Below are 19431 nucleotides of genomic sequence, written 5' to 3'. Positions count from 1 at the left end.
ATGACCAGTGCCCACAAAACATTGAACGACCAATAAGAACAGGATGACAACAATGAGAAAACCAATTCTAGCGTTACTGCTGATGGCTCCCGTCACCGTTTCCTGCGCCAGCCAGAACCACTACTCGATGGACTTGGATGTGCCCGATAAGGAAATCATCACAGGACATCTGGACCTGGGTGGGACTAACCCAAGTGGCGACTCGATTGATGTCAACAGCTACTACTTGACCCAAAACGACGAGCCGTTCTTTCCCGTCATTGGTGAATTCCACTATTCTCGATACCCCGCCAAATACTGGGAAGAATCCATCCAGAAGATGAAGGCGGGTGGCATCAATGTGATCGCCACCTACGTTTTCTGGAACCTTCACGAGCGGGAAGAGGGCAAATTCGATTGGTCCGACAACCTCAACCTCCGTCGCTTCGCCGAACTGGTCGAAAAAAACGGCATCAAACTGATTGTGAGGATGGGCCCTTTCTGCCACGGCGAGATGCGCAACGGCGGTATGCCGGATTGGCTCTACGGTCGGACTTTTGAAGTCCGTACCAACGACGAGCGTTATCTGTCCTACGTCGACCGCCTGTATGGCGAAATCGGCAAGCAGACCGAAGGGTTGCTATACAAAGACGGCGGCCCCATCGTCGGCGTCCAACTGGAAAACGAGTTTCAGCATTCCGCCGCTCCTTGGGAAATCACCTATCCCGGCGCGAAAAAAGAGTACACGGTAGCCGACATCAATGCCGGCGTCACCCACGAGCAGATTTCAGAAACCGACGGTCACAACCCCCAAGCCGAGCAGGGCCAGGCCCACATGGCAAAGCTCAAGGAACTGGCGATCAAGAATGGCATGGACGTTCCGCTCTACACCGCTACCGGCTGGGGCAACGCCGCGATCGTTGAGAAGGGTAGCCTTCCGGTCACCGCCGCCTATGCCTATCCGTTCTGGGCGCCACCGTCGCCCTCTGAGTTCTATCTGTTCAAAGACATTCACAAGAACCCGGACTACGCGCCGGTGAGCTACGAGCCCGAGCTGTATCCGGCGATCCCAGCGGAAATCGGCCCCGGCATTCAAGTGAAGTACAGTCGCCGACCAAAGGTCGATCCCGAGAGCGTACTACCCCTGATGGTGCGCACCGTGGGCAGCGGTTCCAACGGTATCGGCTACTACATGTACCACGGCGGATCGACGCCGGTGTTTGACGGAAAGTTCTATAACGAAGACGTCAACGGCATTCCCAAAATCAACTACGATTTTCAGGCGCCAGTGGGCCAGTTTGGTCAGGTTCGGCATCACCACAAAAGCCTGAAAACGCTTCACCTGTTCCTGGACGAGTACGCCAATGAACTCGCGCCGATGCGGACCATTCTGCCGAAAGGAAATAAGGATATAGATCCCGAGAATACCAGAACGTTGCGCTATGCCGTTCGGGAGAAGGACGATAAAGGCTTTGTCTTTATGATCAACTTCCAGGACGATATCGAGATCGCCGATATTGACGACGTCAGCATTGAGCTGAAAGCCGAGGATGAGACCATCCGCTTCCCGTCGACCGGTACCTTTGATCTCAAAAAATCCACCAGCGCCATTCTCCCTTTCAATCTGACACTGGGTGAAACCCTGATCAAGTCCGCCACTGTCCAACCTCTGACCCGACTACAGACCGAAGAGGCCGATCATTTTATATTCCACGCCTTTGAAGGCATTCCGCCCGAATTGGTCTTCCCGGCGGGTACGGTCGTCACGGCGCTGGAGAATGCCGCGCAAGAACAGAAAGGAGACCTGAGCCTCGTCAAAGGGAAAAATAACGACGTATTTTCATTCAAAGTTGGCAGCGATCACTTCCTGGTCATTCCCCATGAAATGGCGTTGAACACCTATAAGGTCGACAACCAGCTTGTCATCTCCGAGGGCGTGGTGCTGAAAGAAAAAGGTCAGGTCAGCCTGGTGACCAGAGCGCAGACACCAAACGTCCATATTTACCCCGCCGTCAGCAAAGCTCCCAAGGTTTCACGGGCGTCGCTGAGCCGGACTGAGCCTCGCTTTAAGGGGGCGTCCTCCTACCAGTTGACTTTTGAGAAGCAGAACCCGCGTGTTACTGTTGAGAAAGTCACCGACAGAAAGTACTCCATCAAGGCTAAAGGCAATCTTGATCCGTTGAATGACGTCTTCATCGAAGTGGACTATGTTGGGGACAGGGGCATGGCCTTCATTGATGGGCTCTTGGTGACCGACCACCTTTACCACCAGAAGACGTGGGAAATCGGTTTGAAGCGCTTCATGTCCGATCTCTCCGGAACGGAAATGGTGCTGATCTTCCATCCGTTGTACGACGATCAGGAAACGCTGGTGGACTTTGACGAATTGCCGGATTTTGAAGACGGCAAGTACCTGAATGTCAGGGGCATCGACGTCGTCAATGAGTACAAGGCCATCATTGCCTTTTAAGCGCTAACCTAAACAACACTAGCGCCAAGCCAGTAATGAAAAAGGGGAACCAATCTTGGTTCCCCTTCACTTCACCTACCGCATTACTGCTGAATCTAATCAACAGTAATGAACAAACATACTACTGATAGTACGGAAAATCGTGTCCGCTCAAGATCATGGTGAAGTCGTCAACTCTGAGGCTCGCTCCATTGGCCCGCACGCCTATTTCAGCCGTACCTGCCGTGACCTGAATGTTCTGGAGTGTTACGCGAGTCCAGCCACTGCTCGATGGGATGTTTGTGCTCATCTCACTACCGCCATGATTTTTCACGTACAGTTCGCCACCACTGCTCTGCGAAACCCAAACGGAAAGATCACAGGTACCGTTGGGCAATGAGTCGACATTGTGATACATCCAACCTGAACCGCTGATATCCCATGACCATTTACCGGTGTGACCTTCCACTTGGTCGCTGGGCCAGGCGTTCGATGCATACCAACCTCTGGGTTCATCCACTTTAATGCGGTCGGCCTCAAAGGATGGGTTGAGCACATAGTTGTTTTCCGGCGCGACAGACCAATTGCCGGTGGTGGCGTTCAAGGTCCAGGCGCTTAACGAGTTGAAGTAAGGCTCTGTGCCGTTAAAGCTGATGGGTACCCATTGGTTATAGCCAATGCCATTGCCAGCGAAGTCGGCCCAGCGATCACCTGCATAGATAATCGTGGTCTTCTCAGTGCCGTTCACCTTGATAAAGAAGCCTGCCTGAGTGACATGACTGTAGTCTTTTTCTGACCCCTCCATCACGAACTCGCTGCTCCACGGGCCATAAATGCTCTGTGAACTCACGCAGTATGTCTGCGACGTATTCCAACCGTGAAGGTCGGATGAACAGAAGTAGTAAGTTCCCTCGTGTTTGAACATTGTGTTGCCTTCGCGACCGTTGCCCCCATACACATAGATGGGGTCCTCTACTCTCAAGTAGTCAGACTCTCTCAGCGGTATGATGTAACGATTGGATCGACCATTAAGACTTGAAGCAACCACATAAGCCTTGCCATCGTCGTCGATGAAGATGGTTTGATCACCTGTGGCACCATTAACGACCCCTGCAAGATTGTTCTGAATGTTACTGAACTCGAAGCCGCCCGCCGGTGAGTCACTGGTGGCGAAGTACATGGCATTGCCATCTGTGGGGTTCCAAGTCTGAGAGACCAGAACATACTTGTTGGTATTGTCGTTGTAGGCAACACCCAGGCGCCCAAACCAACCGCCGGGATTTGCCAGCACGTCTTTTGCTTCGAGCTCCCAATTAACAAGGTCTTGTGATGAGTATGTATTGACTGAAGCAAAAGCGACATCATTGTTTCGTTTGCCGGCCCCTGGGTTATCGTAGTAAAGCTGTGCGCCTGTGTACTCAACTCCATACCAGTAGTAGGTGTCGCCAACTTTCAACACGCCGCCACCCTGGGAGAAGATGGGGTTATTAGAGTTGTCTTTCCACCACGTGTCGTTGAAAATGGTTTCGCCTCCCCCGGTACTGCCGCCGCCGACGGGCGTGAAGGACCATTGCTGGTTATTGCCGCCGGTGTCACTCCATTGCCGCAGGTCAGCGCCGTCTCCTGTGTTCAGTTCCCACACGTCCAACGGCAGACCGTTGTAGCGCGACACGATCTTGTAGTAGCCAGAGCCAACGTCGACGATGTCCCACTGCTGGTTGTTGCCGCCCAGGTACTCCCACTGGCGGATCTCGCAGCCTGGCTCTTCGCACCACTCAAAAACATCCATCGACTTGCCGCTGTGTACCGCGCGGATGGAGTAGTAGCCGTTGCCCAGGTTGGTTACGTTCCACTTCTGGTTGTCGCCGCCCCAGTCACTGTACAGCTGGATATTGGCGCCATCGTCCGTGCTTGAGCCTGCAACATCAATAACCTTGCCGCTGAAGCGGGATGTGATCGTGTAAGTCCCGTCGGCCAGGGTTTGCGCAAAGGAAAAAGAAGAAAAAGTCAGTAATGTGGAAAGAAGCGCTAGCGATAGAGTAGACTTCAATCGCGTTAGCCATTTGTGGCGTTTATATATAGATGGAGTCATAATTATTATCTCCGATTAAGGGTGAGTGAGCCCCCGTCGGTGGCGAAGTACAGTGGCTATGCGACAGCAAGGCACGCGTCGATGGATATTGAAGCGAGTCATAGCTCGTCGGGCGACCAGCTGCTTCATGACCACTTTCCTCTCCATAACACCCATGTACTTGAACGGTGGGCTATCTATATGAAGTTAAAAGAACTTCGAGGTCAGTCTGTGCTCGCGTCGGTGTGGAGTAAATAGACAAAGGGCCACAGCCATGGACTATTCTATTTCGGTGGGGCTTGCCTGATCGCCTCAGAAAGCCCTAAGTCATAGGGGCTTCTACTCCCGGTAAAAACTCCCCGCTCCCCCGATTGAACCCTCGTAATCCCAGGAGGGGAGCCACTCTCGCCCGACCATTCCGGGCTCGTTCGGATCGACATCGCGCAACAGTACATTCAAGCGCAAACCGTCCCATTGGCTGCCGTGGTCTTCGTTCAGCAGTTCGTGGGGGATGGCGATTTCAGCCGTATAGCCCGTATCGGTTAAATGAACGACCTGCTGTATGGCGTCGGGGACCTTGGGGTTGCCTTTTAGGTCGCCGTCCAACCCCTGAGCGGGCGGTTGCAATACCATAAAGCGCTCGCCCGGTACGCGATTGTTATAGGTGCTCTTGAGTCGGCGCCGGGTACTGGGCCGTGCGTCCAGGGTGATCAGCATGGTGTCTCCGGCCCAGACATCCTGGCTCTCGCTGCGGACGATGTTGTCATCGGTTACCTTGAGTGCCAATACAACATAGTCATCGCCCTCGGCCACGGACCAGGAAAAGTCCGCGTCGCTCAGGCCGCTCCAATTTTCTGCCTGGAGGTATTGATTGTCGGCGGCGGTAAAAAACGCGCCCGTCTGCCACTCGGTCAAACGCCCGTCCAGCTCGATATTGTCGAGGGACTTGATCGGGTACTCGCGGCTGACCGCCAGGGTGCGGCTGCCCTCGTAGTGGATGGGCGAGTCGCCCTGTTGATACTCCAGTTCCCACTCCACATCAATGGCGTTGTGGTCGCCCGAACGTGGCTCAAGGCTGGCCACCTCAATGGGAAGAGTGCGCACCTCGTTGGGCGGCACGGTAAGCGTTCGGTGGGATTCCCCCGTAAAGGTGAAACCGGCCCGGGCGCTCAGGTGAGCCGTCAGGGTATAGGGAATGTCGGCGTCGTTGGTTAAGCGCAGCTCAGCGGTGCCGCTGGTAAAGTCACCGCGATGCAATAAAGCCGGAGCGGAGAGTCGCCCACGGTCGATCATATTGTTTTGGCGGTCGCGCATCTCGGCTGTGCGGACGTCCTCATCCCAGATACCGTCCAGCATCAAGTTGGCGATAATGGGGCCGTCGTCACTCATGGTGACCCACACCACATGATCAAACTCACCAAAGCGGCTGCCGCGCATGCTGCTGACGCCCCCGGTGGTGGCCAGGGTAAAGTACTTGCGCCCGTGGCGCTGGTCCTTCACGTAGCGGTGATGGTGCCCGGCAAACACTGTGTATTGGCGGTCCTCCAGCAGCGCCTCAATTTCGCCCCAGCGGTCCTTGTTTTCCCGGTCCCACAGCGGGGAGTGGGTGAAAATCAGCGTCCAGCGCGGCTCGGGGTTGTCTTTCAGCGTCTTTGCCAGCCAGTCCACTTGCCCCTTGGAGAAGGTGTGCGTCTCGCCCCCGTCATTGGAGTTGAGCATCACGAACAGGGTATCGCGGTAGGTAAAGTGATAGTAGCTCTCGCCGTAGCGCTCCTCCCAGACCTCCGCCATGACGTTGTTGGTGTAGTCGTGGTTGCCGGCCAGATAAAAAAACGGCATATCCAGGCGTTGCACCATGGCGTCAAAATCGTTCCATTCGCTGGCGAGCTGCGCCCGGTCCTCGGTGTAGCCCTCGATCAAGTCGCCAACGCTGACCACAAACTCCGGCTGTAGCAGGTTGAGCTTGTCCACCGCCTCGGAGAAGACGCCGGGGCGCATGCCTCCGGTGCGGTCGGTCACAATGGCGAACTGAAAGGCTTCCGGATCATTGACGAAATTCAGATGGGTCCAGGGCGTGACCGGCCCCTGTGAGCCAAACGACGCGGCGGCTGAAGCGTGATGCTCGTGATCGGAGTGCGAGTGATGTGTCTGGGAGCAAGCCGCAAGCGCGGTGGCGGCGACGAGTAACAGGGGGAAGCGCATGATCGGTCCTTTGCGGGTATGGTCGTCTGGAAGTGTAGCGAAGGAATTATGACAGTGTCTAGCGCGCGCTCAGCAGTTATGGCACTGGATCAGCCCTCTGCTTCAGGCCATATTCTTTTTACCGAGTCTTTTGTCACAGGAGATGTTCGCCATGTCATTTTTTAACCCCGGAAAGACCTGCGTATTCTCAGAGGTCAAGGCGCATTTGACACATGACGGCGAACCCTTGAAGAATGCGACAGTCATTCGGCGCTGGGAGTGGAAAGAGCAACACGAACAGCGTACCCAGACAGACGGGAAGGGCTACAAGGTCAGCCTATGAAGCTGTGTTGTGAGCTGAATGATCCGCTGAAAACTTACGGAGATTATGGGCTTTTACAAACCCGGTGTTCCTGGGAGGGATGACAAATCACTTCAGCATTAGCTCCGTCCCAGTTGGCGTCCGACGTAAACGGCGCGTAGCGACCAGCTACCGGTGGGCGGTGCCAAGGGCCCAGGCTGGACAGAGGCGTCAAAATCCCGGATCATGCCCCACTTTTCGCTCCACGCCGTTAACTTAAGAAGTTAGAAGTATGCACCTTATTATCGCTCTTAGGCTGTTTAGCCAGTCGCACGCAAGGCCGGGCATTGAACAGAAAGACCGCTCAGGCAAACCACTTGGCCATTTGGTCGACACTCATGTTGATCGCTTGCACCAGGCCCTGAAGAACGTCATCGGGTACCACCAGGAGCGTGGCAGCCTACCCCCTGTCCGGGTGGGAGAAGTGCTTGAGGAGGCCCAAGGTGGTGGCTACCGGGTGGCCCGCAAGGCCGAATGTCAGCTGCATTGGTGCTTGATCGAGACGGATCGGTCGGCCGCTTTCTGGGAGGCTAGACCGGAAGTGGAGCTGGTCATCCCCTACGAGCGGTTCCAGACGTTCACTCAGGCTATCCGTGGACGCGTCGGCGCCCTGTACCTGAACGCCTGTGACGAGTTCGCCGAGCAGCTGGAGCCCAACAGTCAGCGGCCGATACGGTATCCCCCACCGGCTCGCCAGAACCGGGCAGACGGTGCTGAGGCCGCTTTGCTGGCATCGTAACGGGTAGGCCATTGTCGAATTGCCGGGTGCCCTCCAGCGGAGCATGCGCTGCACTTTGGCGCTGCTGGTGGGTTAGCCCTCATGGGGCTTGTTGCTTAAGCTTCCTGACATGCCCATAGTGCACCACAAACGCCTCACACTCCTTGCAGTTACCGCCCGACCAGTAAGATACGATAAGCGTATTGCCTTTGCACACGGCTGAACGCGGTAGGTATGTTCTATTTTCCGGGTAAAGATCCTTTATTTCCTCCAACTCATTCGGCTGAGGAATAGCCACCCAGTACACTGCCGCTGCCAATAGGTCTCGTTTGCGCCAGAGCTCGATTGAGTCCTGCTCTCCGTGAAGTGTGTCAATATTTATAGCCTAGCGTATTCACGACTCTTTCCCTGGTTTCCTTAAGACGATCCGTAACGTTTTTAGATACGTCATCAGAAATTTTATCATTCAGGTATTCCAGAGCGGTTCCGTACTCCAAATACCGATAATCCTGTTCTTCCTCAGGAACAACAGGGAACTGCGCTTTGACGTCTTCCAGTGTCACGTTGCGGTAGACGACGACCTTAACGTCGTAGTCCTTGGGTCTTGAGTCGCCGTGGGGCTGCCATTGCCACCATTCCATTCCGATGACTTCGTGGGCAATGACCTGAGGCCCGAAATCGTTGTAATCAAACACAACTGTGTTTTTATTGCCAATGGTTGCGCAACCGACGATCGCAGAGAAACATATAAGGGCTATATACCGAAACATATTACGACCCGCACTTTAGTTTAGACGATGTTGTCAGATAGGATGACTGATCGGAAGGAATGAATATTGCGCCGCTAATCCAAGGGAAGGCACGTAGGGATGTGGCTTCGTACAGTTCCGAGCCAACTTTATCCCAATGAACCTCGTAAACCTTTCCTTTAGCGTAAACCCACGTATGCATACCGCCTCTCGATATACCAAAGCCAAACGATACCTGTTCCAGGCTTGCTATATCTAGTTCGTTTAATGTGGTGACAGGGGAGCTTTCGTTAAGTTGTTGAAATGCGGAGTGTTTTTTTGGGGTGACTGAGTAGTTCTGAACGATATACTCCAAGGGAATTTGGTAGTACTTGCAGTTTTGTGTGGCGATATGGCTTGTGTAAGTATGTTCTGGGTCAGAGTCAACAGGGTGTTTGGCATCGGGATTGATATAAACGCCTTTCCAGTTATGGGAGTTAACCAAGTATTTTGCCAGATCGGTACCCTTGGCGCCGATTCTCCATACCTGACGAGCCGCCTCTTCTTCACCTATTTTCTTAAAAGCATAGCTGATTACATTGAGTGAATAAGTTATACAGTCTGTGGACTCGTAATCCTCATACTTAACTGGCTCTCTTTTCTTAAGCTGACTTCCTACTTCGTGAGAGTGATTGTTGAACAGGTCAATCATTTTTTCATAGGCGTACTCTGAAAAGCTCTTCATCCTGTATCCTTAGTTTTTAGTTCGTAACATCGTCAAGGTGTTGGAACGAGGTGGCGCTCAGGCCGTTCCTAGGGTGTCTTGGGGTATTGAATGAAGCCGCTCTACCGTAAATTTCACATCGCTAAATCAATCGGGTAGCTTGAGACCGTACCGGCCTTCTAGGCCTTGATGGCGGACGTTCATTGTCTGATTTTGATCGGGAAGGGCGCTCACGTTGACACTCCATGTTTGGGTAGAGGCAATTTTTCTGGCCTAAACTTTAGCAGACATCGGCTCCGTGAAACTGTGATGCACTTAACAATCACCGTATGGTTGACGCATCATGAGCGGCCAAGGTACAAAGCCGCATCCAGAGTGAAAGCCGTGTACAAGCCAGTGGCGTCCACGGGACTGGTCCGTATCAGCTTGCATACTATGAGCCCCGCTCAGTAAGGTCGTTCGCTTTCAGAGTCTCCATTAACAGAAACGGCTCTTGACCCACGGTGGCCTCCAGATCGGACCTCAAGTCGCTAGGGAGCTCAAGATATCGAAGCTCATACTCCAACTGTTGTTTCGAGGGGTAAATCAGTGACCGGTTCACGGATTGCAGCTCCTCGGGTGATACATCCGAACTGCCTAGTGCTTGCATGGTCCCGATATCGAACGCCACCGCCCGGCGAGCTTGCTTCTCGCACTCAAATCGATTGTGAAAGTGAAGGTGCCCGATGCCTATAAGCAACTGTTCCCTGGGTGAACCTTCCAGAATGGCCGAATCAAAAGCGATGGCGCCTTTGTCTTCCTCAATGTTGTCGCAGCGTTCTATCTCCGACTTCAAGTCTGACACCGATGAGGCAAGCCTTTTTGCCACAAGTTGAGATGCGGAGTTACTGTCACTGGACGGCTCCGGTGAAGCTTGGCTGCAAGCGACGAGTGAGACTAACGTTGCTAGCAAAAGCCAGGGGTTACGGTAAACGGCAGCCATTATTCAATCCTCGCCAGAATTCCGACGGTCTACAGCCGCAATTGCTGGGTAAATATCTTGGCGGTGTAGAAATCCGCCATGTTTGGGCCCAGCACTGCCTATCATTGCAGGGGTGGCGCAGACCACCATACCGGCTGGGTTATCAGAACGGGAGTGATGGCGAGAGCAGCCACGCAGTACACTGCCGCCGCTAATAGGTTTCGTTTGCGCCAGAAGGATACGAGCCACACCAAAGATGCGAGTATAAGAGTCAATAAATAGCCATAAACGGCAAATACCCCGACGCCAAGGCCTGCGGATATATAGTCAAAGAAAATAACAAGCAGATAAATTTGAATGCTAGCGACTGCCGTTAGCGCCAGACAGTACAGCAGCGGTGAAAGAACATCTTTCTTTTTCATCATCTTAACCCAATCTCGTACAACTGTTTAGCGAGCTCTTTTCGGCGTTTTTTGCCTTTCTCCGACGGCTCGGCATAGTAGAAGTGCCCGTTAGAGTTTGGCATTTGGCGTATTAGCGTTGGCAGCGGTAATGCTACCCTCTTGATGACATGAACGGCAATAATGAATTGCTCTGATTGCGTGCATCAGTCAATGGAATCTAGTTAGTTTCGCATTTTTCAACACGGGTGGAATATGCTTCTGGTCTGAAAAATATTGATCTGAATGGTACGAAGATCCGGGCTAAAGGTTAAGCATCCAAGGTTAAGGCTATGGGACGGCGGCGTGATCTTCTTGGCGCTATCGAGATGTGCTAGTTGATGGTGTTCTGGTGAGCGAATACAGTGAGTCGCGCCATCTCAAGAATAGCAAGACGGATTAGCCTTCATCACACTGGAAATTTTTAAACCTTCTGTGAGATTCCGCACAGTATATACAAGATTCGTCAATACATACCAGCCGTCCGCATTCGGCCAGAAGCGGACGTAAGGAAAATCTCGATCCTTATTGTGTTATAAGAACGATTTCAGAAAGCAAAACATCAATATCAGGCGCAAAATTAACTTGATTTAGAGTTGGTAATGTTTCTTTCTTTCGAATCCTTTGATGAAGAAGACCATCTGAAATATTTCTGCTGCTATTTTCCAAGTTTTTAAGCGATGCCTTGATGGACTTTCCAGATTGATAACTTGCAGAAACTTCTTTGAATGTCTTGAAACCGAAAACCGGAGGTACATGATCCAACAGTATTCTGATTAATGCTCCCAAAGCTAAATAATTTCGGTAATGGGCGTTGCTATTGATTTCCTTGCAAATTTGAATTAGACGACCAAAATCAAAGTCATCACTTTTTAGCATTTCAATTTCTGAAATTCTAATCTGACTGATGTAGTCATGTCCGTCGAATGGATCACGTGATGGAATTGAGCTCTGAGATTCAACGGGCAAACAGAATGAACTACTCACCCTGTCGTAGCGGTGAACAACCTCCTGAAAAGAGTTGTATCTTAGAATCTGTTCGCTAGGCGTTGCAAAAGCCTCGTTGTCTTCAAAATTGCTAGTCCAACCTCCTAGGATCCCGCCTTGGGACAAATAGGGAAATGCTCTATTGACATCACTTCGTGAAATATCAGCTTCCTTTGCTAAAGAATTCAGTGTGATTTTGTCCCCTGCATGTTCAAGATATAATCCGCGTAAAACTTTGAATAAGAGCTCACATAAGAAAATGATATGGTTGGCTTTGGAGCCTGGTTTATCAAGTTTCGATAATGTACGGATCTTAACGCGGTAGCGACCTTCTGTGTTTTCAATGTAATGCTGTTGTTCCAACTCGTCCAGGTCATTCAGATATACGTGGTTCTTCGCCCTGAATTTTTGTGCGTTGACAGCGTCAGATTGGGACGTCGTGGCCGCCAAAATTTCCTCTAAAAGAGTATATTGATCCGAATTCATTGCTCATCCTTTATGCTGGATTCTGGTGTTGTCATATATTAGATTATAACGTCAGCGCCCGGCCAGAAGCGGACATTCGCACTTGGGGAAAAAGCCCCGCCTACTGTGAACGAAAAGTTTTAGCGTTGAAATAAGTGGCTTAATTGGATTGTTAAAACCTACTTGGCTACGTCAGATCGATATCATTTCAATTCTTTCAAACCTATCTCATGCAGCTTGGGCACCAACTCTTTAGCTGCACTCTTCGGAACACCTAACACAAAAAGTTTTTTTGCTCTGGTTACCGCCACATATCCAATACGACCAACTTCCGTGCCCACCCCATTTAGCAACTTATCGATATGAGACTTATTTGCAATGTAAAGGACGGAATCTAGACTTTCCCCTTTTGCCTGATGCACGGTATCTACTCGTATAGTAAGATTTTCACCTAAAGCCAACTCTGGATCCAACATTAGGGGTTCTTCTGTTAGTCTTTTTCTAGATAACTTGTTTCCTATATTACTTGTTTTAGAATACCCATATTTCTCTTCTATAGTATCTAGCAGCCGGATCAACCTTTCTTTAACCAAGGGGTGCCAAGTAGTACTCCCCTCTAGAAAGGCAGAAGGTAAGCCATCATTTATTGATCTCAAAAACAACCAGAGATCCTGACACATACCTCTCACCTCAGGATATCTGCTGGAGTTGAGAAGCATAGGGCCCAAGTCGTCAGGTGCGTCGTCTAATAATGAAACTATACAAATTACAAGTAATTTAAACGCTTTTTGATATTCGGATTTACCCCTGTGGATGGCTGCCAAGGCAAGTAATTTTATTCTTCCTTGTCCTACACACTCTGAATCCATATGTATTTTTTCAACACCAGCGTTCCCCCTACATAGAACAGCAGAATCAGTGACAGACAAATCTGATTGCCCAACCCTGCCTTCGAAAAACTTCACTAACTGTCTAATCTGCTTGGGATCATAAACCTTGTAGTACGCACCGTGGCAACTATTATCAGATATTATATCTGATTTATCGCTTCTTCCAGATACCGCGTTTGCCACCCGCAATATCTCTGGAATAGAACGATAATTTGTCGACAAATCGAAGCTTTTTATGTCAGGATTGCCGTTAAATGAGACCATAAACTCACCAGCGGCACCTGCGAACTCATAAATGGATTGATTGGGATCTCCAATCAATGTGACCTTGACACCTTGCTCAATCAACAGCTCAAGAATCGCTTGATGAAGCTCACCAACATCTTGCGCCTCATCAACAATTATATGAGGATACCGATTAGCTAAAACTCTTAGTATCTCAGGTTGACAAGCCAACGTTAACAATGCCCAAAACTTACCTAACTCATGAGTGTATGCTCCGAATCGGCCTAAACTTTTGGTCACTTCAAGTCCATTATTGGTTAAATACTCCTTTTTCCCGAATCTATAGCGAAAATCAAATCCTTTATCGTTAATTCTGACCACAATATCATTTATACCTACTCCCTCTACAGGCCTTTTAGATGTAGATGTTGGCTCATACCAATATTTCAACTGTTTGTTTTGAAGGAAGGGCTCCGACCCATTCAGAAGAAATGGTACTCGGTCACATCCCATTGTACGATATGCATGCGGCCTTAGAATATTACTCGTAATAAAACTATCGAACGTATCTATAGTTACTCGATTATTGATATGTGGTCCTTGTTTTTCAGAATATATTCTTTCAAACGTATTCACTGCAATGTTTGAGAAAGATAACAAAGCGACATGCGATCTAGAATCCCCCAACTCTCCTCTTATCTTTGCAAGCCTCTCTACGGCTGTTCTCGTTTTACCACTCCCTGCACAAGCCATAACGCACATTGGATCTAATGGATAATCAACAATACATTGCTGCTGAATAGATAATTTAACCACTAGACATCTCCTTCAAATGCACAAACGTGCCTTAGAGCTTTCTCTATGTACTCAGGGACTGTAATTTTTGAATTATTATCCTCTATAGTCTGCGCCAACACTTGCGCATACCGCCCTTTCTGTACGTTTGCTTTACCCTTTCCTCGGTCAAACATGCCACAAAAAAGAGTCTTTGCTTTGTCCGTTTCTGTGATGGCTATATCAACTTCCTTGTTTAAGGATTTGCTAATATTAGGGTGCAGCTCCTCTAACGCAGAAATCATTACACTTCTATTGTCTTCATGCAAAGCCAAATCATACTCAAAGGTTTTTACCCCGTGAAAAACCTTAACCAATTTATCTTCATACTTTTTCATGGCAGTAGTATTATCGGAAACTGCAATGTCGTCACCCAGGCCGGGATATACCGGTTGCTTTTCAATATCTTCTAGATCATTCTTTATGTGAGGCGGGTCAGCATCGGTTATTACTGAAACAGGAACTTTTAATGCGCTCTCCCCAAATAGAGGCAAAAATGAATCAAAGTTTAAGCCTTCTACACTGATGAGGCTGATACCTTGCTTTCGAAGATCGAATTCTGGTCCAAGCCTCTTCGCTAGAACACTTATTAATATTAGCTCTGCGGCACCCTCTACAAAGACTACTCTGCGAGCGAAAAAGAACTCGGCACGTGTCACGTCAAGATATCGTTCTAATTTTTGACGTTTTTTTAAATGGTCGTTATTCTTTAAATCAAACCTAACTTCACGGGGATGAAAAGTCTTAACGTCGCCTTTGGATTCAGTTAAACACACAATAGAATCTAGGCTAGCGATACTCGCAAAATTTGGGGAGTGGCTGGTAACAAATACCTGCACAGAACTATCACTATTTTCTGACTTTATGCTCTGAAGATATTCCAGCAAAACTGCTTGAAGCTGCGGGTGTAGATGCGCCTCAGGCTCCTCTACAATAAGCCCACGATACACTACTGTGGGATCTCTAGCCATTTCACTAAGAACCACAGCCATATAAACCAAGTTGTTAAAGCCGAGACCATTCTGATCGATATCAAAAGTATCTGCTTGCAATGTAATTCTTGCTGATAGTCGATTAAAGTCAGTTCCACTAATTCCAAGAGCTAGCAATTGAGCCAGTTTTTTACCGAGCATTGTTTCATGCCTGCTCACAATCGCAGTTTGAGTTGCCTCAATTGGAGAAGATTTTTTTAAATCCTGATCAAACTTTTCGAGAGTCTTCTCAACATTTTCCTTACCTGCTTTATCGTTTTCTCCGAGCAATCGTAACAGCCTAGCCAATTGACTATTACGACCAGGCTTTAATCCCTGAGATGCGTCCCTCAGAGGCTGTAAATACACACCTCTAAGATTTTCTAACATATCGCTATTCAAACTAACTTCTTCATGTTCGCCGCACCAGCGTTTTGGTCGCATACGGCCACTGGCTTTATCAATTAAGCTATAACTTACTGAAATGTGGGCTTCAAAATAACCAGCATCAACAGGTACTAGTGCTGGCAAGAAATCAGCTTCATCAGAAATAGATAAACCTGAAAATACAAACTGAAAAACTATATCTCCAGATGGAAGAGAGCCATCCATAGGCCTATGAATATCATCCATACTAAATCGTGAGTATGCTTCTTCATGTCCTGCCAATAACGATCTAAGAGAATCTACTACTGCTGTCTTGCCAATATTATTCGCGCCAACAATAATATTTAGGCCCGGAGCGAACTCAAACTCAGCTTCTTTGATCTTTCTGAAGTTTGAGATTACTAGTTTTTTTAGATACAAAGTAAAATCCTACCGAATTTATGTAGAAAGGTTAATCGTTCTTCTGAAATCAAAAGTCCGCTATGGGTCGAAAACGGGCGTTCGCGCGGCGCCGAATAGTTCCCAATCCAGAAGACTATCTTGTATTTTGAACGTGGCTAAGGAAAATATTTATCACCGTCTAGATTGTTAAACAGCTGGAGAGTACAGAAGGCTGCTCTCGCCGTCGGTTACATTGGCGCGGAGTAGCGATTGGGGGTTCGAGCCGCTCATGGGGGAAGAAACCTTTTTTGTCCTTTGTCGTCACTGGCACTCGTTATATCACGCCGCCAAGCTTCCCGTCATAAGTGGGTTAGAGCGATTTGGCATAAAAATTTCCATATGGATTCCCACGTATTGCGCGTCTGTTTACTGCTATACAGGCTCCGTATTAGGCACGACCTCGGCCGACCAGTTGCTGCAACATTTCTTCAAGTCCGTTCACCTTCACCTCATACATCAACGCCAGCTGCCGCCCAAGTTTACTATTCGGAAACCCCTGCCCATGAAACCACACCAAATACGGCTCCGGCAGTTCCAGCAGCTTTCGCCCCTGGTATTTCCCAAAGGGCATGGTCTGGTTGACGGCGTCGAGCAGGTCTTGTGAGTTCAGGTCGGGGTTCATCGTAGTGTCTGTATAAAGGCTAGTAGGATCAGCACCGGGCACACCAGGCGCACGTAGAAGGGCCAGATTCTCCAGAACAGGCTGTGTTCGATGTCCTGGTGGCCGGCTTTGAGTTCTTTGAGGAGTTGGTCGCGCCGCATGACCCAGCCGACGAATACGCACAGGGCGATGCCGAGCAGCGGCTGGCTGTATTCGGTGGTGAGGGAGACGGTGGCATCGAACAGGGTGCCCATATTGAAAAGCAGGACGGTGCTTACGGCGAAGATGATCAGGCCGATGGTCCAGGCGGCGCCGGTGCGTTTCAGGCGTGTGCGTTCGGTGACCACGGACACCGGGGCTTCAAGCATGGAGATGGAGGAGGTGAGGGCGGCGATGCTCATCAGCGCGAAGAAGGCGATGCTGAGCCAGACGCCGGCGGCGCCCATGCTGTTGAACAGGGCGGGCAGTACCTGAAAGATCAGCCCGGGGCCGGCGAGCAGTTCACCGCCTTCGCCATAGATGGCGATGCCCTGGGCCTGGGCGACGTACATGGCCGGCAGAATCAGCAGGCCGGCGGTGAAGGCGATGCCGGTATCGAGCAGGGTGACGGCGGCGCCCAGGCGCGGCAGGCTGTCGGTTTTGCGCAGGTAGGAGCCGTAAATCAGCATGGTGCCCACGCCCAGTGACAGGGAGAAGAAGGCCTGGCCCATGGCGCTCAGCAGCAGGGCCGGGTTGGTCAGTTGAGCGAAGTCGGGAATCAGGTAGTTTTTCAGGCCCTCGGTGGCGCCCGGTTGGGTGAAGACGTAGACGATCAGCCCCACCAGAATCAGGAACAACAGCGGCATCAGCCGGGTGGACCAGGCCTCGATGCCGTCTTCCACGCCTTTGGCAATGATGGCCACGGTGGCAGCGGTGAACAGGGCGCAGACGATGAGGTTGCGGCTGATGGCGTCGCTGCCGAGCCAGTCCGCCGCGCTTTGCCAGCCGAGCAGTTGCGCCAGGGGGCGACCGAATTCCGCCAGCATCCAGCCGGCGACGATGGCGTAGAAGCTTAGGATGAGGCTGGCGATCACGACGCCGTAGTAGCCCACGGCGCGGCCCAGGCCTTTGGTGGTGCGGCTTTGTCCGAGTTCATCCAGGGCGGTAACGATGTTGGCCCGCGCGTGGCGGCCGATGACCAGTTCGGCCATCAGGGCCGGGTAGGCGAGCAGGAAGGCCAGTATCAGGTAGGCCAGCAGGAAGGCGCCCCCGCCGTTGCTGGCGGCCTGGGTGGGGAAGCCCCAGATATTGCCCAGACCCACCGCCGAGCCGGTGGCGGCCATCAGAAAGCCGATTTTGGAGGAGAATTGTCCGCGTTGTTCGCTCATTACTGCCCTGTTATTGGCGGATTGTCAGTTTTTTGTAAGGGGTTTGGGCCAGTTTATTGGCTTTTGGCCCCGGAGTCATTAGTATCTGGGCTTTCGTCTTGCAGGCGTGTCTTGTAGGCGACGGTGCCGCGCGAGCGGCTGATGGCTGTTACAAAGAGAGGAGACAAGCAGGTGGCAGACACACAGAAAACCGAAGTATTGGTATTGGGTGGCGGCGTTGGTGGTTATTCCGCCGCATTCCGCGCAGCGGATCTGGGTATGGACGTGACACTGGTGGAGCGTTATCCCTCGCTGGGTGGTGTCTGCCTGAATGTGGGGTGTATTCCCTCCAAGGCGCTGCTGCACGTGGCACAGGTGATTAATGAAGGCTCCCACGGTGAAGAGATCGGCGTGAGCTTCGGCAAGCCGAAGATCGACCTGGACGGCATTCGCAAGTTCAAGGAAGGCGTGGTCGGCAAACTGACCCAGGGCGTGGCCGGTATGGCCAAGCAGCGCAAGGTGACCGTGCTGCAGGGCGTGGGTGAGTTTGTAAGTGATCACAAACTGGCCGTGACCCACGACGACAAGACCACCGAGGTGGAGTTCAAGCACGCGATCATCGCCGCTGGCTCCCAGCCGGTGAAGTTGCCGTTTATTCCCCACGATGACCCGCGCGTGTGGGACTCCACTGACGCGCTGGAGCTGAACGAGATTCCCAAGAAGTTGCTGGTGGTCGGCGGCGGCATCATCGGCCTGGAAATGGCGACCGTGTTCAAGGCGCTGGGCAGTCAGGTGAGCGTGGTGGAATTTGCCGATCAGCTGATTCCGGCGGCGGATAAAGACCTGATGCAGGTCTACACCAAGTACAACAAAGACAACTTCAATGTGATGCTCTCTACCAAGGTCACTGAAGTAAAGGCCAACAAGAATGCTCTGAAGGTGACCTTCGAAGGCAAGAACGCGCCGGAGAAGCCCGAAGACTACGACGCGATTCTGGTGGCCGTGGGCCGTGCACCCAATGGCAAGAAGCTCGGCGCCGAGAAAGCGGGCATTGAAGTGGATGAGCGTGGCTTTATCCCCACCAACCACGACCTGCAGACCAATGTGCCGCACATTTACGGCATTGGCGACATCATCGGCCAGCCCATGCTGGCGCACAAGGCGAGCCACGAAGGCCACGCCGCGGCGGAAATCATTGCCGGGCACAAGCACATTGAGCCGCGCTGCATTCCCTCGATTGCCTACACCGACCCGGAAGTGGCCTGGGTGGGCCTGACCGAGAAGGAAGCGAAGGAGCAGGGCGTGGAGTACCGCACGGCGGTGATGCCCTGGTCCGCCAGTGGTCGCGCCCTGGGTGCCGGTCGCAGTGAAGGTAAGACCAAGCTGATTTACCGCAAGGAAAACGACCAGCTGCTGGGCGCGGGTATTGTCGGTTTGAACGCTGGTGAGCTGCTCGGTGAGTTGGGTCTGGCGCTGGAGTTTGGTGCCTCGGCGGAAGATCTGGCGCTGACGGTCCACGCGCACCCGACCTTGCACGAAACGGTGGGCCTGGCGGCGGAGATTGCCTCCGGTACCATTACCGATTTGCCGAATCCGCAGGCGAAGAAGAAGTAAAAAAAGGCGCACCAGAGAAGCCCGGTGCGCCAAGTTCGGAGAGTTCCACACTGATTCA

At 51.4% G+C, this 19431-nt stretch carries 15 protein-coding genes; 4 read left to right on the top strand and 11 right to left on the bottom strand.

Features of this window, described 5'->3' with window-relative positions:
• The first annotated feature begins 52 nt into the window (after positions 1–52).
• On the top strand, positions 53–2449 hold the full coding sequence (locus tag G547_RS0111860; RefSeq protein WP_027330044.1) for a beta-galactosidase: 2397 nt from the start codon (positions 53–55) through the stop codon (positions 2447–2449).
• Between the two features lie 121 nt (positions 2450–2570).
• Here G547_RS0111860 and G547_RS21200 read toward each other — a convergent pair whose 3' ends face one another.
• Complete coding sequence (locus G547_RS21200; protein WP_084645944.1) at positions 2571–4520, bottom strand: RICIN domain-containing protein; 1950 nt, start codon at positions 4518–4520, stop codon at positions 2571–2573.
• A gap of 318 nt (positions 4521–4838) precedes the next feature.
• Positions 4839–6701 carry a metallophosphoesterase gene (locus G547_RS22730; protein WP_051235331.1) on the bottom strand — a complete coding sequence of 621 codons (1863 nt, stop codon included), beginning with the start codon at positions 6699–6701 and terminating at the stop codon, positions 4839–4841.
• Between the two features lie 151 nt (positions 6702–6852).
• On the opposite strand from G547_RS22730, the gene G547_RS23395 reads away from it, so the two are divergent.
• Positions 6853–7023 carry a DUF6795 domain-containing protein gene (locus tag G547_RS23395; RefSeq protein WP_157209854.1) on the top strand — a complete coding sequence of 57 codons (171 nt, stop codon included), beginning with the start codon at positions 6853–6855 and terminating at the stop codon, positions 7021–7023.
• 250 nt (positions 7024–7273) lie between these two features.
• Entirely contained in the window at positions 7274–7780 is a 507-nt protein-coding gene (locus G547_RS0111840) for a hypothetical protein (protein WP_027330042.1), read from the top strand.
• A 350-nt stretch (positions 7781–8130) separates the two neighbouring features.
• Here G547_RS0111840 and G547_RS0111835 read toward each other — a convergent pair whose 3' ends face one another.
• From G547_RS0111835 to G547_RS0111795, 9 genes are all read right to left on the bottom strand, one after another.
• Entirely contained in the window at positions 8131–8454 is a 324-nt protein-coding gene (locus tag G547_RS0111835; RefSeq protein WP_157209853.1) for a hypothetical protein, read from the bottom strand.
• 76 nt (positions 8455–8530) lie between these two features.
• Positions 8531–9232 (bottom strand): hypothetical protein, encoded by a 702-nt coding sequence (locus G547_RS0111830; RefSeq protein ID WP_027330040.1) that lies wholly within the window; start codon positions 9230–9232, stop codon positions 8531–8533.
• 412 nt (positions 9233–9644) lie between these two features.
• Complete coding sequence (locus G547_RS0111825; RefSeq protein WP_157209852.1) at positions 9645–10046, bottom strand: hypothetical protein; 402 nt, start codon at positions 10044–10046, stop codon at positions 9645–9647.
• A 248-nt stretch (positions 10047–10294) separates the two neighbouring features.
• Positions 10295–10597 carry a hypothetical protein gene (locus tag G547_RS0111820; protein WP_027330038.1) on the bottom strand — a complete coding sequence of 101 codons (303 nt, stop codon included), beginning with the start codon at positions 10595–10597 and terminating at the stop codon, positions 10295–10297.
• A gap of 540 nt (positions 10598–11137) precedes the next feature.
• On the bottom strand, positions 11138–12085 hold the full coding sequence (locus tag G547_RS22725; RefSeq protein WP_051235329.1) for a hypothetical protein: 948 nt from the start codon (positions 12083–12085) through the stop codon (positions 11138–11140).
• Positions 12086–12267: 182 nt separating this feature from the next.
• Entirely contained in the window at positions 12268–13995 is a 1728-nt protein-coding gene (locus G547_RS0111810) for an ATP-dependent helicase (protein ID WP_036188279.1), read from the bottom strand.
• Entirely contained in the window at positions 13995–15791 is a 1797-nt protein-coding gene (locus G547_RS0111805) for an ATP-dependent nuclease (RefSeq protein ID WP_027330036.1), read from the bottom strand. Before G547_RS0111805 ends, G547_RS0111810 begins: the two co-directional genes overlap by 1 nt.
• Before the next feature lie 409 nt (positions 15792–16200).
• Entirely contained in the window at positions 16201–16434 is a 234-nt protein-coding gene (locus G547_RS0111800) for a DUF3820 family protein (protein WP_211224548.1), read from the bottom strand.
• The gene (locus tag G547_RS0111795; RefSeq protein WP_027330034.1) at positions 16431–17780 is read right to left on the bottom strand and encodes a sodium-dependent transporter; all 1350 of its coding nucleotides are present in this window, start codon (positions 17778–17780) and stop codon (positions 16431–16433) included. Before G547_RS0111795 ends, G547_RS0111800 begins: the two co-directional genes overlap by 4 nt.
• Positions 17781–17951: 171 nt before the next feature.
• Between G547_RS0111795 and lpdA the strand changes: the two genes are divergently transcribed.
• Positions 17952–19373, top strand: coding sequence for a dihydrolipoyl dehydrogenase (lpdA, locus tag G547_RS0111790; protein ID WP_027330033.1), 1422 nt, complete (start codon positions 17952–17954; stop codon positions 19371–19373).
• Positions 19374–19431 lie beyond the last annotated feature (58 nt).

Origin of the sequence: Marinimicrobium agarilyticum DSM 16975, from assembly GCF_000423345.1 — a bacterium.
Lineage (GTDB): Bacteria > Pseudomonadota > Gammaproteobacteria > Pseudomonadales > Cellvibrionaceae > Marinimicrobium > Marinimicrobium agarilyticum.
This window is presented reverse-complemented; position numbering and strand designations above follow the sequence as displayed.

Excerpts from the sequence above, each read along its gene's own strand:
- G547_RS0111860 (WP_027330044.1), top strand. The coding sequence starts at position 53 with ATGAGAAAACCAATTCTAGCGTTACTGCTGATGGCTCCCGTCACCGTT.
- G547_RS21200 (WP_084645944.1), bottom strand. The coding sequence starts at position 4,520 with ATGACTCCATCTATATATAAACGCCACAAATGGCTAACGCGATTGAAG.
- G547_RS22730 (WP_051235331.1), bottom strand. The coding sequence starts at position 6,701 with ATGCGCTTCCCCCTGTTACTCGTCGCCGCCACCGCGCTTGCGGCTTGC.
- G547_RS23395 (WP_157209854.1), top strand. The coding sequence starts at position 6,853 with ATGTCATTTTTTAACCCCGGAAAGACCTGCGTATTCTCAGAGGTCAAG.
- G547_RS0111840 (WP_027330042.1), top strand. The coding sequence starts at position 7,274 with ATGCACCTTATTATCGCTCTTAGGCTGTTTAGCCAGTCGCACGCAAGG.
- G547_RS0111830 (WP_027330040.1), bottom strand. The coding sequence starts at position 9,232 with ATGAAGAGCTTTTCAGAGTACGCCTATGAAAAAATGATTGACCTGTTC.
- G547_RS0111820 (WP_027330038.1), bottom strand. The coding sequence starts at position 10,597 with ATGATGAAAAAGAAAGATGTTCTTTCACCGCTGCTGTACTGTCTGGCG.
- G547_RS22725 (WP_051235329.1), bottom strand. The coding sequence starts at position 12,085 with ATGAATTCGGATCAATATACTCTTTTAGAGGAAATTTTGGCGGCCACG.
- G547_RS0111800 (WP_211224548.1), bottom strand. The coding sequence starts at position 16,434 with ATGAACCCCGACCTGAACTCACAAGACCTGCTCGACGCCGTCAACCAG.
- G547_RS0111795 (WP_027330034.1), bottom strand. The coding sequence starts at position 17,780 with ATGAGCGAACAACGCGGACAATTCTCCTCCAAAATCGGCTTTCTGATG.